We start from the raw sequence: 13,726 nt of genomic DNA on the forward strand, positions 1-13,726 counted from the left end.
GGATGTCATCCGCCCGGCCCGCTCTTTTTCTTGCGGCGCATAAGATCCTTCGGTGCCGCCTGTGCGGCCCCTGGCGCCGTCCGACCCCGCGGAGCGGCTACAGCAGGTTGGTCACGCGGATGTCGGCTTCGCTGATGATCAGGCCCGGCTTGTAGCCCTGGTCCAGGAACGACTGGCGCAGGCTCTCGTCGCCGAGGAACACCAGGCTGGACTCCAGGATCTTGGCGGTCGGGGTCTTGATGGGCGGCGACACCAGGATGCGGCGCTCCAGGCCCACATCCCGCAGCAGGCTGCCAAGGGACTGCCCGTCGTCCACGCCCGCCATCACGATGCGGTCGATGCCGACGATGGCATTGGCCAGCCGCGCCAGGGTCTGGGCGGCCAACAGCAGCGGCAACTGGTCCATATATTCCAGCTCCGACAGGCTGGACGGGGAGAGGTGGCACAGGCGCGCGACCAGTTCATAGGCGCGCAGATAGTCGCGGCGGCCCATCCACAGCCGCAGCGCCACCCGCATGCGGGTGGCGACGAAATGATCGACCATGTCGCGGAACGCGCCCCGCGTCGTATCATTGAGCGTCATGTTCTTCTGCCGCAGCAGGCTGAAGACCATGTATTCGAGACCGCCGCGATAGGTATCCCAATTGGTCATGGTCTCTTCGACGCCCCACTGTTCGCGCGTGGGGGCCACGGGGGTCAGCGTCACCGAGCGGTAATAGGGCTTGTTGCGAAATGCCACCGGACCCTGGGACGCCACCACCGCCAGATAGCTGAAGGCCCAATAGCAGAAGCGGGTTTCGCGGATGATGTTGCGCAGGGCATCGGCGCGATAGATCATCACTTCCGGGAAGATGTGCTTCTCGATGATCAAGGTCAGCAGGTCGATTTCCTCGCCGGGCCGGATCACGATCAGATCCTGGCCCTGGTCGTAGAACAGGCCGGACGAGACCTTGTTCAGATCATCATACATTTCCCACGGGGCGTAGACAGCGCGCACGTCCGGGTTGTCCATCAGGAAGTGGATGTTGTCCGCCACCGCCTCGGGAATGATCAGATCGTCATCGGCGAGATAGAACACATATTTGCCCACCGCCCGCATGAAGGCGGTGGTCATGTTGGGATAGCCGCCCTTGTTCTCGCTCTGGCGGAAATAGGAGATGGGCAGGCCGGCGGCCTTGTGCTTCTCGACGATTTCCGTGGTGTTGTCGGGCGAGGCATTGTCCGAGACCACGATCTCATAGCGAAAGTCGAACCGGCAGTTGGTGGCCAGGTCGGTCAGCAGATAATCCAGGAACGGGCCGCGATTGTAGGTGGGGATGCAGATGGACAGCATCACGTCCGCCTCCGCATCGCGGGGCGCGGGGACGGCGGTGGCGACCTCGGGAGTGAAGGCGGCATTCATGGGCGGAAATCCTCTGCGGCGGCGTCGCGATCCGAGATAAGGGTGGGGGCCGACGGCCAAGAGATACCGAAGGCGGGGTCATCCCAGCGGTAGGTGCGGGCCAGATCAGGCGCGTAGATGTCGGAGACGAGGTAGAACAGCTCGCAGTCGTCTTCGAGTGTCAGAAAACCGTGGGCACATCCCTGCGGAATAAACAGGGCATTGCGCCGTTCGGCATCCAATTCCACGCCGGTCCAGGCGCAATAGGTGGGCGACTCCGGCCGCAGATCCACGGCCACGTCGAACACTTTGCCCCGTACAGCGCGCACCAGCTTGGCCTCGCTATGCGGCGCCTCCTGCAGATGCAGGCCGCGCAAGGTCCCGACCTTGGGGTTCCAAGAGGTGTTGGCGTTGACAAAATGGTTGGTTAAATTCTGCGCCGCGAAGGTGTCGGCGCAAAATGCGCGCGCAAACAGCCCGCGGGCATCGACGAAAGGCGAGATGTCTATCTCGACGACGCCGGGAATTTTGGTTTCAGTGAATTTCACGGTCGCCTCCTCTGGGGCGAGCCGGCGCGACATCAACGGCGATCACGGCAGAATCTCCTCGTAACGGGCGATTTGCGCCAGGCTGAGCGCGCGCATGTCGGCGCCGGTCCGGTGGGCGCTGTACCATTCCGTCGTCCAGGCGATGGTGTCCGCCAGCGACAGGCGCGGCCGCCAGCCAAGGCTGGCGGTGGCCAGATCGGAATTCAGCACCAGGGCCTGGGCCTCGGGGGGATGGAGACCCTCCGCCTGCGCCCACGGGGCCGGCAGGCCGAAGGCGGCGCCCAACGCTTCCGCCACCTGCGCCACCGAGGCCACGGCGTCGGGATCGGGGCCGAAGTTCAGGGCTTCGGGGGTGCGCTCGGGCCGCTCCACCAGGGCCTGGGCCAGGGCGAGATAGCCGGCGAGGGGCTCGATCACATGCTGCCAGGGGCGCACCGCGGCGGGATAGCGCAGGCGCACCGGCGCGTCGGTCTCCAGGGCGCGGATGAAATCCGGCACCAGCCGGTCGTCGGACCAGTCGCCGCCGCCCACCACATTGCCGGCCCGCGCCGTGGCGATGGCCGGGCCTCCGGCGCGGAAGAAGCTGTCGCGCAGGCTGGCGGTGACCAGCTCGGCGCAGGCCTTCGAACTGCTGTAGGGGTCCTTGCCGCCCAGCGGATCGCCCTCGCGGAACGGGGTTCCGTCATTGGCATTGGCATAGACCTTGTCGGTGGTGACCACCACCACCGCCTCGACCCCCTCCACCCCACGCAAGGCGCACAGCAGGTTCACGGTGCCCATGATGTTGGTGGCAAACGTCTCCACCGGCTCCGCATAGGAGCGGCGCACCAGGGCCTGGGCCGCCATGTGGATCACCACCTGCGGCCGCGCCCGCGCCACCACGGCGGCCAAAGCGGCGCCGTCGCAAATGTCGGCATGGGTGTGATGCTGGCCGGGCCAGGGGGACAGGTCGTCATAAAGCGCCGGCTGGGTCTGCGGCGGCAGCGCCACGGCGCTCACCTGCGCGCCCAGGCGCTCCAGCCACAGGCACAGCCATGCGCCCTTGAAGCCGGTGTGGCCGGTCACCAGAACCCGGCGACCGGCCCAGAACGGGCTCACGCCCACACTTTCCATGGCGCCCGGCCGGAGTTCCACATTTCGTCCAGCTGGATGCGTTCGCGTAGCGTATCCATGGGGCGCCAGAAGCCGTCATGGGGATAGGCGGCCAATTGGCCCCGCTCAACAAGGGTTTCCAGCGGCTGGCCTTCCCACACGCTGTCGTCGCCCTCGATCAGGTCCAGCACTTCGGGCTGCAGCACGAAGAAGCCGCCATTGATGCGCTGGGTGCCGGCCACCGGCTTTTCCACGAAGGCGGAGACCTTGTTGCCCTCGATATTGGCGGAGCCGAAGCGACCGGGAGGGGCCACGGCGCACATGGTGGCGTGGAGGCCCTGGGCGTGGTGGAACGCCACTTCCGCGGCCACGTCCACGTCGGCGACGCCGTCGCCATAGGTCATGCAGAAGGCTTCGCCGGGTGTGAGATAGGGCTTGATGCGCTTCAGGCGTCCGCCGGTCATGGTGTCGAGGCCGGTGTCGATGACGCTGACCCGCCAGTTCGGCTTGTCCGACTGATGGTAGTGGATGAGGTTGCGGCCCAGATCCACGGTGATATCGCTGTGGTGGAGCACCAGATTGGCGAAGTATTCCTTGATCTGGTAGCCCTTGTAGCCCGTGCAGACGATGAAATCGTTGAAGCCGTAATGAGCATAAATGCTCATGATGTGCCAAATGATCGGCTTTTCGCCGATCTCCACCAACGGCTTGGGGCGGACGATGGTCTCTTCCGCCAGCCGCGAGCCGCGCCCGCCGGCCAGGATCACGACCTTCATGCCTGGCCTCGTGCTGGAACGGCCGCCGGGCGGCCCGTGTTGAAACGCTGCATTGGCTTTCCCCCGCCACACGCCGTGCCGATTGTTTGATCCGACTAAACAGAGCCTTGCTTGTGCGGGGCTGGTTCTGGGATTGGGGCCGACCCGGGTTCCCACGAAAGGCTCGGCATATGTCTCGTGCGGCTCGGCCGGGATGCGCTTGACCAGGTACGCGGCGAGTTGGCGCTTGCCGCCGATATAGGGTGCCGCCGGTCGGACGGGCTGAACGGTTTGGAAATGCAGAAGGACAGTTGAGAACAAAACATGAACATACCGGCAGCGCTTCAAGGAAGCACTGCCCGTTTGTCTCTCACGCGCAGGAGTCGTTACGCCGAGATGATCTCATAGAGGCTCACTCGCGATGACGTAGACGCGATCGGCACAGAGAGTGAACCGGAGGGTCCCGCAGCCGCCACGACCTTGGTCACAGCACGTGAACCTGCCGCAAATGGAGAGCTCACGTTATTTGCTGCGCCGACGGACTCTGTCCACCCACTAGGCACAGGGATCACCTGGTTGCTGTTCACCTGTATGACGGCCAGCACTAGGCTGCGCGGACTGCCAGTCGTAACTCCGGCATTTGAAGCGGTGGTACCAGAGGCAACCCAGTTGGTGTTATGCACCCCCATCGGCGTGGCCGCATTCACTCCGGCAAACTGGAGAGCCTGCCCTTGCATACCCACAGGCCCAGAAAATCCGAATGTGACTGAGGCCCCTTCGCTTCCATCCGCTATTTTATAGGCCAAGATATAGTCATTCACCACAACAGTATTCAAGAATGCCCAGCCTGCAACTTCGGTTGCTGTCACTGGCGCGTTTGCGGACATCCAAACAAGTACGAGGTTGCCCGGGATCAAGTTTTCAGGCATCGGCACAACCATAGAACTGCCACTGGAATTTGCTGCGTAGCTCCCAGCATTGACATAATAAGCCGAACCGCTCTGAATTGGCCCCACGGGCTTGGATATGACCGTATGAAAGTTGTTGTCGCTGTCGGTAAAGTGCATGCGCACGCGGAGGAGGTGACCGATATCGTCCTGCGTCGGATGGTATGTCGCCGAGGTGGCGCCAGGAATATCCACAACATCCCTGACCCACTGATACATCTCATTTGCAATGAGCTTTGCAGTGAGAGTTCTCTGCGTTGCGCTATTCCCAATGATGAAAGGCATCAGCGGCGTAATACGCAAACCGCCGCCCACGCAAATGTCATTTTCATTTATAGACATCGTGATCTCCAAGAAAAAATCGGAATCAGGAGTAGTATGAAATATATAGAATGAGTATGAAGTATTTATTAAAAATAAATTAACTTTATAAATTTTTATATTGATATAATATAATTTTATTTGGATAGAATAGCAGAAATTTATTGATGCTGAGAGTGCTGTATAGTGGCCGCCATCATCCCGTCTGAGCGAGCACACTTGATCCTGGATCAAGCTTTGAGGCCAAAAAGGTCCATGCAGATACCTTCCGTCAAAGCACATCCGAGCTCGCGTCATGCATGACTTGCGCCGCATCGGAGACAAGTGCGATCCAAAGTTTTAATGCAACACTTGGCGAGATCGTTCTGGCAGCCTTTTACGCTGCCATCGACGAGATTTCGGCGACATGGGGGCGGGCCTCCCAGCGTATGGAAGATGCCCAGTATGCCCAGTAGCGTTTAGTCGAAGCGCAGCAGGAACTGGGCGATTTCGCCGTCGATTTCGCCACCAACTGGACCACCGTGAACGACGTGTTGGAGGACGGCCTCAAGCTGCTGGAGCCGTAGGTGCTGAAGGGGACACTCGTGGGCGAAGGCCCGCTGGGCGGAATTCACGGAATGAAGGGAAAAGCGGAATGCCGCCATCGACATCATCACGACGCCCACTGCCATCCACATGCTGACCGGTGGCGCCAGCTATCTGGCCGACGGCACGCTCGGCGCGCCGTCCAGCAAGATTTATCCGTTGCCTCAACTGAGCGCGGTGCTTTCACTGCGGCGCCGACGGGCGATCGAACGTTCCTCCTCACCGAGTTCGGCAAGCCGTTTACGCCCAACAGCTTTGGAAGCTGGTTCGCCCGCCGCTGCACCGAAGCTGGCCTGCCCGGTCGCGCTCACGGCCTTCGCAAAGCCATGGCAGTGAGGCTCGCCGAGAGCGAGGCCATGCCCCATGAGGTAATGTCCTTCACCGGCCATCGCACGCTCGGGGAAGTCGAGCGCTACGCCAAGGGTGTCTGGCAAGCGCACTTGGCTGATTCTGCCATGTCGAAGTTGCATACCAGCATGCACTTTGTCCCACCGAAAAGTCGGATGGGACATGAAGTCGAAAAAATAAGGGTTTTCAATGGCCTTCAGGCCACTTGGCGCTCCCAAGGGGAATCGAACCCCTGTTTTCGCCGTGAGAGGGCGACGTCCTAGACCGCTAGACGATGGGAGCGTTAAGCGGAAGGCGCTCTTATTATCCGTAACCGCCGTCGGCGGCAAGCGGTTCCGGCGCGCTCATTGATGGCTGTCCACATGCACGTCCGGAAGCGACGGCTGCGGACGGGCCCGGGGGCGGGGCGCGCCCCGCTGCCCCGAGGGAGAACGCCGTCGCGCTCCGGCGCTCCGGCGCTCCGGCGCTCCGGCGCTCCGGCGCCCCGGCGCCCCGGCGCCCCGGCGCCTCAGGCCGCGGGCCGGGGGCGGGTGCCGAACAGGGCGCTGCCCACGCGCACATGGGTCGCGCCCTGGTGGATGGCCACCGGGAAATCCGCGCTCATGCCCATGGACAGGTTGGCGAGGCCATTGCGGCGGGCGATCTCCGCCAGCAAAGCGAAGTGCGGGGCGGGCACATCTTCCGCCGGCGGGATGCACATCAGGCCGATCACGTCGAGGCCGGCCTTGTCGCGGCATTCGGCCACGAAGGCATCGGCCTCCTGCGGCAGCACGCCGGCCTTCTGCGGCTCGGCCCCGGTGTTCACCTGGATGAAGACCGGCAGCCGGCGGCCGACCCGCGCCATCTCCTGCGCCAGTGCATAAGCGATCTTCGGCCGGTCGACGGTATGGATGACGTCGAACAGTTCCACCGCGTCCGCCACCTTGTTGGACTGGAGCGGGCCGATGAGGTGCAACTGCAGGCCCTCCTGCTGCGCCCGCAGGGCCGGCCATTTGTCCCGCGTCTCCTGGACGCGATTCTCGCCGAATACCCGTTGGCCGGCGGCGATCAGGGGCAGGATGTCCGGGGCGCCAAAGGTCTTCGATACCGCAATCAAAGTGGCGGCCCCCTCGGCGCGGCCGCCATCGCGGCAGGCCTGGCTGATGGCGGCCTGGATCTCCGCAAGCCGGGTGGCCGGCTCATCCGCGGCGTGGGTCGCCCTCGGTGCGGTGGGTTCGATGCGGCTCATCATCATCCTCTTTCGTGCTATCTGCCTCTCTCCCTTTTGCACCCGGAACGGGTTAGAAGGAAGAATACAGGGCTGTTCCTTCCGCGCCGGTGCGGGAGAGGAGACTGCTGAAGGCATGGCGGAAGACAGACAAGCGACGCCACGCCGCGGGCACCGACGCCGTGCCAGCATTCGCTTGCGGCTGGTGCTGCTGATCTTGCTCGTGACCGTGCCGGTGTCGGTGGAGCGATTGGCCAGCCTGTTCAGCCAGCGCGCCGACCAGATCGCCGATACCGAGGACATCCTGCACAATCTGGCGGTGCGGGCGGCGCTGGCGCAGCAGGAGGCCTTTGCCTCCGCCACCGCCATGCTGGAGGTGCTCAGCCGCGAGGCCACCTTGCTGCTGCGCGATCCGGCGGTCTGTCAGCGGCTGGCGGAGCGGCTGAACGGCGAGGTCGCCGGCATCCAGGGGGTCTATCTGGCCAATCCCCAGGGGACCATCCTGTGCGCCAGCGCGCGCTCGGCGCTGGGGCTCAATCTGTCAGACAAGGCCTATCTGGCCCGCGCGCTGGCCGCCCGCGAACCGGTGCTCAGCGAGTTCTCGCGCAGCCGTTCGGCCTTGGCGCCGCTGGTCCTGTCAAAGGCCGAGCGCAGCGACACCGGCGAGCCGCTGGCGGTGGTCATCGTGGGCCTCGACCTGCAGTGGCTGTCGCGCATCGCCGCCGAGACCGGCGCCGCCTCGGGCGTGACGGTGGATGTCATCGACCCGGAAGGCACGGTGCTGGTGCGCTATCCGCCCAATCCCGAGATCGTGGGTCATGGCTTTGCCGACACGCCGCTGTTCCATGCGGCCATGGCCGCGGACGAGGGCAATGCCCATGTGGTGGGTTTCGACGGCAACCAGCGCTATGTCGCCTTTGCACGATTTGCCGGCACCGACGTGCGCATCATCCTGGGCATGGACGATGCGCGGATCCTTGATCCCATCGACCGGGAGATCCTCGCCTCCACCCTGCTGCATTTTGCGGTCGTGCTCTTCGTGCTGGTGATCACATGGTTCGTCGCCGACCGGCTGGTGGTGCAGCCGATCCAGCGGCTTGCCGCGGATGTGGCGGCGGTGGGCGCCGGCGGCGGCGGGCCGGATGGGGACATCGGCACCGAGATGGTCACCGATGTGGGCGTTCAGGAATTCAGGCCCTTGGTGGAGGCCTTCACGGACCTGGGCCGGCGCCTGACGCAGCGCACCGCGGAACTGCGCAATCTCAACGGTCGGCTGGCAGCCCTGGCGCGCACCGACGGGCTGACCGGCCTCGCCAACCGGCGCACCTTCGACGTGCAGTTTTCCGAGGATTGGGTCCGCAGCCGCGATGCCCGCCGTCCGCTGGGCCTGATCATGCTGGATGTGGATCATTTCAAGCTGTTCAACGATGCCCTCGGCCATCTAGCCGGCGATGACGCTTTGCGGGCGGTGGCCCGCATGCTGCAGGCAGCGGTGGCCGGCACGCCCTATCTGGCGGCGCGCTATGGCGGCGAGGAATTCGTGGTGCTGTTGCCTGATGCGGACCTCGCCATGGCGCGCGAGTTCGGCGAGGACGTGCGCAAGCTGATCGTGGCGCTGGCCATCGAGCACCCCGTCGTGGCCGGCCGGCGGCTGACCGCCAGTGTCGGGGTGGCGTCCATGGTTCCCGATGAGGCGGATTCGCCCGACAGCCTCATCGCCGCGGCGGACACGGCGCTCTACGAGGCCAAGGGGCGCGGGCGCAACATTGTCGTGGCCCATCGCGAGGGGGCGTCCCTGGGGGCGCCCCGGGCCGGGGTCTCATAGAGTATTTCCCCGTGTCTTCTCGCCGCTGAAATTCTCTATCTCTCTGTTGTATCGCGTTTTCTTCACGCGAACCGGAATCCCCTTCGCGCGAAAACGCTCTCGCTGGCACCGCGTGGGCGGCTGCCGACGACGAAAAATCAGGCCCCGGCCGGGGCCGCACCGCGGCGGACGGTGCGCAGGGGCGCTGCCACCGCTTCGATCCGCGCCAGCGCCGGGCGCAACGGCTCGCGCGCTACCGCCATATGGTGGGCATTGGCATGCAGCAGGGTGTCGGCATCTTCCGCGATGGCCACATGGCCGGGCCAGAACAGCAGGTCGCCGCGCTGGAACGGACCGGCCGGGTCCGCGGCGGTGCCAAGCGCCGCCTCCTGCATGTCGCTGTCGCGCGGCGCGCGGATGTTGCAGGCGGCCAGCGCCATCTGCACCAGGCCGGAGCAATCCACCCCGAGGCTGGAGCAGCCGCCCCACAGATAGGGCGTGCGCAGGAAGCGGGCGGCGACCGCCACGAAGTCCGGCTCCGCCTCGTCCAGAGGCGCCACATGGGCCAAGGGCACCGCGCCCCGGTCGGTGAGCGCGAACGGGCTCTTTTCGCCGCGCACATGCAAGAGCGCGCCGGTCACCAGAGTGGCGACCGGCGGCATCTTGATGTCCGGGCCGGGGAACAGGAAGCTGCGCAGCGCCCGCACCTTGTGGGTGGGGGCGGGGCCGAGGGGACCGACGGTGACGGTGGGCACATAGCCCACATAGCCGTCGCGGGCCAATTGCACCCAGGACCAGCCTTCCGCATCGTCCTCATAGACGGTGACGGTTTCGCCATAGAGCGCTTCCGTCTCCAGCATGCCGTCCGCGCGCGGCATGCGCCGCACCGGGGCCACATCGGTGAACACCCGCCGCAGCTCGCCCTCCGCAAAACGGGGGGCATCGACGCGGCCGCGCAGAAAGGCGGCGGCCAGATCCGGCCGCGCCGGCAGCAGGCGGCGGTCGGGCAGGGGGGCTTCGGCGGTGGGGGCGTTGGCGGTCATGGGTGCCTCAGCCGTAGCGTTCGGCCAGTAGGGCATCCAGCGCCCGGATGGTCTGGGCCTCGCCGCCTTCCGGCCGTCCGGGGCGGGCGGAGGGGTTCCAGGCATAGATGTCCAGATGCAGCCAGGACTTGGCCGTGCCGACGAAGCGCTTCAGGAACAAGGCCGCGGTGATGGAGCCGGCAAAGCCACCGGCGCCGGCATTGTTGATGTCGGCGATCTTCGAATCCAGCATGCTGGCGTAAGGCCCCCACAAAGGCATGCGCCACAAAGGATCGTTCTGCGCCGTGGCATGGCGGGCGAGATCGGCGGCGAGCGTCTCGTCGTCGGTGTAAGCGGGCGGCAATTGCGGCCCGAGCGCCACGCGGGCGGCGCCGGTGAGGGTGGCGAAGTCCACCAGCAATTCCGGTGCTTCCGCATCGGCGAGCGCCAGCGCGTCCGCCAGCACCAGGCGGCCTTCCGCGTCCGTATTGCCGATCTCGACGCTGAGGCCCTTGCGGCTCTTGAGTACGTCGCCGGGGCGGAAGGCATCGCCGGCGATGGAATTCTCCACCGCCGGGATCAGCACCCGCAGCCGCACCTTGAGGCCGCGCGCCATGATGAGCAGGGCCAGCCCTAGGGCCGAGGCGGCGCCGCCCATGTCCTTCTTCATGATCAGCATGCCGGAGGAGGGCTTGATGTCGAGGCCGCCGGTGTCGAACGCCACGCCCTTGCCCACCAATGTCACCTTGGGTGCATCCGCATCGCCCCACGTGAGGTCGATGAGGCGCGGGGCGCGGGTGGCGGCGCGGCCCACCGCATGGATCAGCGGAAAATTCTCTTCCAGCAGCGCATCGCCCACCACCACGTTCAGCTTGGCGCCGAAGCGGGCGGCGAGCGCGCGGGCGGCATCCTCGATCTCGGCCGGGCCGAGGTCGTTGGCGGGGGTGTTGACCATGTCGCGCACCAGGCTCACCGCCTCCATCGTGCGGGACAAAGCGGCGAGGTCGGCATCGGCGGGCAAAGCGAGGCGCACGTCGCGCTTGGGCCGGGCGCGGTAGCGATCGAAGCGATAAGTGCCCAGCGCGAAGGCGAGCGCGGAATGGGCCGGGGCATCGCCCTCCAGCCGATAGGCGCCGGGGGGCAGCAGGCCGGGCAGGACGCCGGCGGCGAAGGCGTCCGGCTCCCGCGCCAGGCCGAACAGATAGCCCAGCAGCGCGCCATCGGCGCCGGGGATGGCCAGCAGCTTGCCGGCCTCGGCAGTGTAGCCCGCGCTCTCCACGAAGCGGCGGGCGGTGTCCGGGAGCGGGGCGCCGGCCAGGGTCTCCTGCGTGACGAACCAGATCGGCAGGCTCGGCGCATCGGCCGGGGCGAAGCAATCGGACATGAAAGAACTCCCAGAGGGGCGCCGGCGCGACGCTGAGTCGGCACCGGAGCGCAGAACCGCACTCTCAGACCTGCAAACGGGACGGTTTGATGGCTGAAGCGCCTCCCGCACCGGGAGGCCTCAATCGCGCCGATCCACGCACAGCGGCGTAGCACGGCGGCGGCGCCGAGGCGACGCCCCGCTCAAGCTGCCGGTCTCAGCCGGCGCCGAACAGGGCGGCGGGGAGGGCCGCCATCAGGCTGGAGGAGGGATAGAGCGCCAATCCGGCCCCCGCCAGCGCCACCCCATAGGGCAGGCCGCGCCACAGGCCGGGGGCGGCATCGCCACGCCGGGCGGACAGCGTGGCGGCGGCCACCAGGGCGCCGCCGAGGCCGCCGCACAGCAGCACGAACAAAGGAAACTGGCTGGGATCGAGCCACAGAGCGGTGGCGGCGGCGAGCTTGGCATCGCCGGCGCCGATCACATCCTCGGCGAACAGGGCAAAGCCCACCGCCAGGGTGGCGCCGGCCAGCAGCAGGCGGATGTTGAGGTCCGGCACCCGGCCCAGCGCGGCCAGGGCCAAAAGGCCCAGCACCAGGGCCACCACAACCCCGTTGGGAATGATGCGCCGGGTGAGATCGCTGGCCAGCGCCACCAGCAGGGCCACGGGCATCAGGCCCAGCATCATGAGCGCCCAGGGCAGTCCGGCATGGGTGACGACGGGCATGCCGATCAATTGCCGGCGGAGGCGGCGGTGGCCTTCAGGCGGCTCAAGGTGACGGCGACCTGGGTCAGCACGGTGACGATGGCAATGGACAGGCCGGCGGCGATCAGGCCGTATTCGAGGGCGGTGGAGCCATGCTCCTCCCGCACAAATCGCGTCAGCAGAACCTTCATACCCTCACCCGGCGGCGGTGTGCGGCGGGCCCCCCAAGGACCGCCTTCATCCCCACGCTAGGGCCAGTCCGTTGCGGGCTGGTAAAAACCGCAGAACGGGATACCGCTCAGCGGCATCGGCTGCGGAAAGGGTTAACGCTCCCTCAGCGTCCGGGCTCGCAGGCGGTGTCGGGGGAGAGCTGCGGGGTGGTGCGATCGCGCCGGGCCGAGGCGATGGACAGGCCGAGCGCGCTCAAGGTGAGGCCTGCGGCCACCACCGGCAGATGCTGGTAGGCGATGCCGTGGGTGATGGCCACGGCGCCGATGGCGGCACCGATGGCATTGCCCAGATTGAACGCCCCCTGGTTGAGGGTGGCGGCGAGATTGGGTGCCCGATGGGCGCTATCCACCACCCGCAACTGCAGCAGCGGCACCAGGGCAAAGCCCAGCACGCCCCAGATCACCAAGGTGACGAGCGCCGGCACCACATAGAAGCTGGTGGCGACGAAGGCCAGCAGCACCCCCAAGAGCACCACCAGCGTGCCGATGAGCGAGGGCATCAGCCGCCAGTCCGCCAGCCGCCCGCCCAGCATGTTGCCGGCGGTCAGTCCCACGCCGAACAGCAGCAGCGCGCCGGTAATCGCCGAGGCGCCAAGGCCGGTGACGTTGGACAGCAGCGGCGAGATATAAGTGAACACGGTGAACAGGCTGGCGGAGCACAGCACCGAGATCGCCATGGCATAGAGCACCTGGGCCTCGCCCAGCACCTTGAACTCGGCCAGGATGCGGCCCGCCTTCATGGGGATGCGCCCCGGCAGCAGCAGCGCCAAGGCGATGAGCGCGGCAAAGCCGATGCCCACCACCGCCCAGAAGGTGGAGCGCCAGCCCAGCCATTGGCCGAGCGCGGTGCCGGCGGGCACCCCCAGCACATTGGCCAGCGTCAGGCCGGCGAACATCAAGGCGATGGCCTGCGCCCTTTTGTTGCGCGGCACCAGATCGGCAGCCACCACCGAGCCGATGCCGAAGAAGGCCGCATGGCAGAAGGCGGTAACGATGCGCGCGGCCATCAACAGGCCATAGGAGGGGGCGAGGGCGCACAGCACATTGCCGGCGATGAACAGGCCCATGAGGCCCACCAATGTGGCCTTGCGCGGCAGCTTGGCGGTGAGGATGGCCAGCAGCGGCGCGCCGATCACCACGCCCAGCGCATAGCCTGACACCAGAAGGCCGGCATCGGGAATGGTGACGGAAAGATCACGGGCCACATCGGGCAACAGGCCCATGACCACGAATTCCGTGGTGCCGATGCCGAACGCGGCCACGGCCAAAGCAAGGAGCGACAAAGGCATCGGGGGCGGGCCGAAGCTGTTTCAGAAGCGTCCGAGCATGCCCCTGATGCTGCGATGCAGCAAGGGGGCGGGGCGGGGGGCTGGTATGCGGGATGCCTCCCTCTCCCCTTCACTATAACGGCGCACAG

13 protein-coding genes, 1 tRNA gene and 1 pseudogene are annotated in these 13,726 nt (G+C 66.3%); 2 read left to right on the forward strand and 13 right to left on the reverse strand.

What is annotated here, in order from left to right; genetic code table 11:
* Positions 1-97 precede the first annotated feature (97 nt).
* The 6 genes from AAG816_RS03860 to AAG816_RS03885 form a co-directional block, all read right to left on the reverse strand.
* The gene (locus AAG816_RS03860; RefSeq protein ID WP_341988198.1) at positions 98-1,402 is read right to left on the reverse strand and encodes a glycosyltransferase family 2 protein; all 1,305 of its coding nucleotides are present in this window, start codon (positions 1,400-1,402) and stop codon (positions 98-100) included.
* Positions 1,399-1,929 carry a dTDP-4-dehydrorhamnose 3,5-epimerase gene (gene rfbC / locus AAG816_RS03865; protein WP_341988199.1) on the reverse strand — a complete coding sequence of 177 codons (531 nt, stop codon included), beginning with the start codon at positions 1,927-1,929 and terminating at the stop codon, positions 1,399-1,401. Before rfbC ends, AAG816_RS03860 begins: the two co-directional genes overlap by 4 nt.
* A 42-nt stretch (positions 1,930-1,971) precedes the next feature.
* A complete protein-coding gene (rfbG, locus tag AAG816_RS03870; RefSeq protein ID WP_341988371.1) occupies positions 1,972-3,033 on the reverse strand; it encodes a CDP-glucose 4,6-dehydratase in 1,062 nt (353 codons plus the stop codon).
* Positions 3,024-3,797: a glucose-1-phosphate cytidylyltransferase gene (gene rfbF / locus AAG816_RS03875; RefSeq protein WP_341988200.1), complete on the reverse strand. Its 774-nt coding sequence runs from the start codon at positions 3,795-3,797 to the stop codon at positions 3,024-3,026. Before rfbF ends, rfbG begins: the two co-directional genes overlap by 10 nt.
* Positions 3,798-4,162: 365 nt before the next feature.
* Positions 4,163-5,278, reverse strand: coding sequence for a hypothetical protein (locus AAG816_RS03880; RefSeq protein WP_341988201.1), 1,116 nt, complete (start codon positions 5,276-5,278; stop codon positions 4,163-4,165).
* A gap of 224 nt (positions 5,279-5,502) precedes the next feature.
* Positions 5,503-5,715 carry a hypothetical protein gene (locus AAG816_RS03885; RefSeq protein WP_341988202.1) on the reverse strand — a complete coding sequence of 71 codons (213 nt, stop codon included), beginning with the start codon at positions 5,713-5,715 and terminating at the stop codon, positions 5,503-5,505.
* Between AAG816_RS03885 and AAG816_RS03890 the strand changes: the two are divergent.
* A pseudogene (locus AAG816_RS03890) lies at positions 5,662-5,991 on the forward strand (hypothetical protein); the annotation flags it as partial. The gene AAG816_RS03885 and the pseudogene AAG816_RS03890 sit on opposite strands and share 54 nt — an antisense overlap.
* A gap of 192 nt (positions 5,992-6,183) precedes the next feature.
* On the opposite strand, the gene AAG816_RS03895 reads toward AAG816_RS03890, so the two are convergent.
* Positions 6,184-6,259 (reverse strand) — tRNA-Glu (locus AAG816_RS03895).
* Positions 6,260-6,485: 226 nt separating this feature from the next.
* A complete protein-coding gene (locus AAG816_RS03900) occupies positions 6,486-7,205 on the reverse strand; it encodes a YggS family pyridoxal phosphate-dependent enzyme (RefSeq protein WP_341988203.1) in 720 nt (239 codons plus the stop codon).
* A gap of 115 nt (positions 7,206-7,320) precedes the next feature.
* On the opposite strand from AAG816_RS03900, the gene AAG816_RS03905 reads away from it, so the two are divergent.
* Entirely contained in the window at positions 7,321-9,009 is a 1,689-nt protein-coding gene (locus AAG816_RS03905; RefSeq protein ID WP_341988204.1) for a GGDEF domain-containing protein, read from the forward strand.
* Positions 9,010-9,146: 137 nt separating this feature from the next.
* On the opposite strand, the gene AAG816_RS03910 is transcribed toward AAG816_RS03905, so the two are convergent.
* From AAG816_RS03910 to AAG816_RS03930, 5 genes are all read right to left on the reverse strand, one after another.
* Positions 9,147-10,031: an NlpC/P60 family protein gene (locus tag AAG816_RS03910; protein WP_341988205.1), complete on the reverse strand. Its 885-nt coding sequence runs from the start codon at positions 10,029-10,031 to the stop codon at positions 9,147-9,149.
* 7 nt (positions 10,032-10,038) lie between these two features.
* Positions 10,039-11,394: a leucyl aminopeptidase family protein gene (locus tag AAG816_RS03915; protein WP_341988206.1), complete on the reverse strand. Its 1,356-nt coding sequence runs from the start codon at positions 11,392-11,394 to the stop codon at positions 10,039-10,041.
* Between the two features lie 196 nt (positions 11,395-11,590).
* Complete coding sequence (locus AAG816_RS03920) at positions 11,591-12,100, reverse strand: prepilin peptidase (protein WP_341988207.1); 510 nt, start codon at positions 12,098-12,100, stop codon at positions 11,591-11,593.
* A 5-nt stretch (positions 12,101-12,105) separates the two neighbouring features.
* The gene (locus tag AAG816_RS03925) at positions 12,106-12,270 is read right to left on the reverse strand and encodes a Flp family type IVb pilin (protein WP_341988208.1); all 165 of its coding nucleotides are present in this window, start codon (positions 12,268-12,270) and stop codon (positions 12,106-12,108) included.
* A gap of 143 nt (positions 12,271-12,413) precedes the next feature.
* Positions 12,414-13,598: an MFS transporter gene (locus AAG816_RS03930; protein ID WP_341988209.1), complete on the reverse strand. Its 1,185-nt coding sequence runs from the start codon at positions 13,596-13,598 to the stop codon at positions 12,414-12,416.
* Positions 13,599-13,726 lie beyond the last annotated feature (128 nt).

Source organism: Azorhizobium sp. AG788 (assembly GCF_943371865.1).
Taxonomy (GTDB): domain Bacteria; phylum Pseudomonadota; class Alphaproteobacteria; order Rhizobiales; family Xanthobacteraceae; genus Azorhizobium.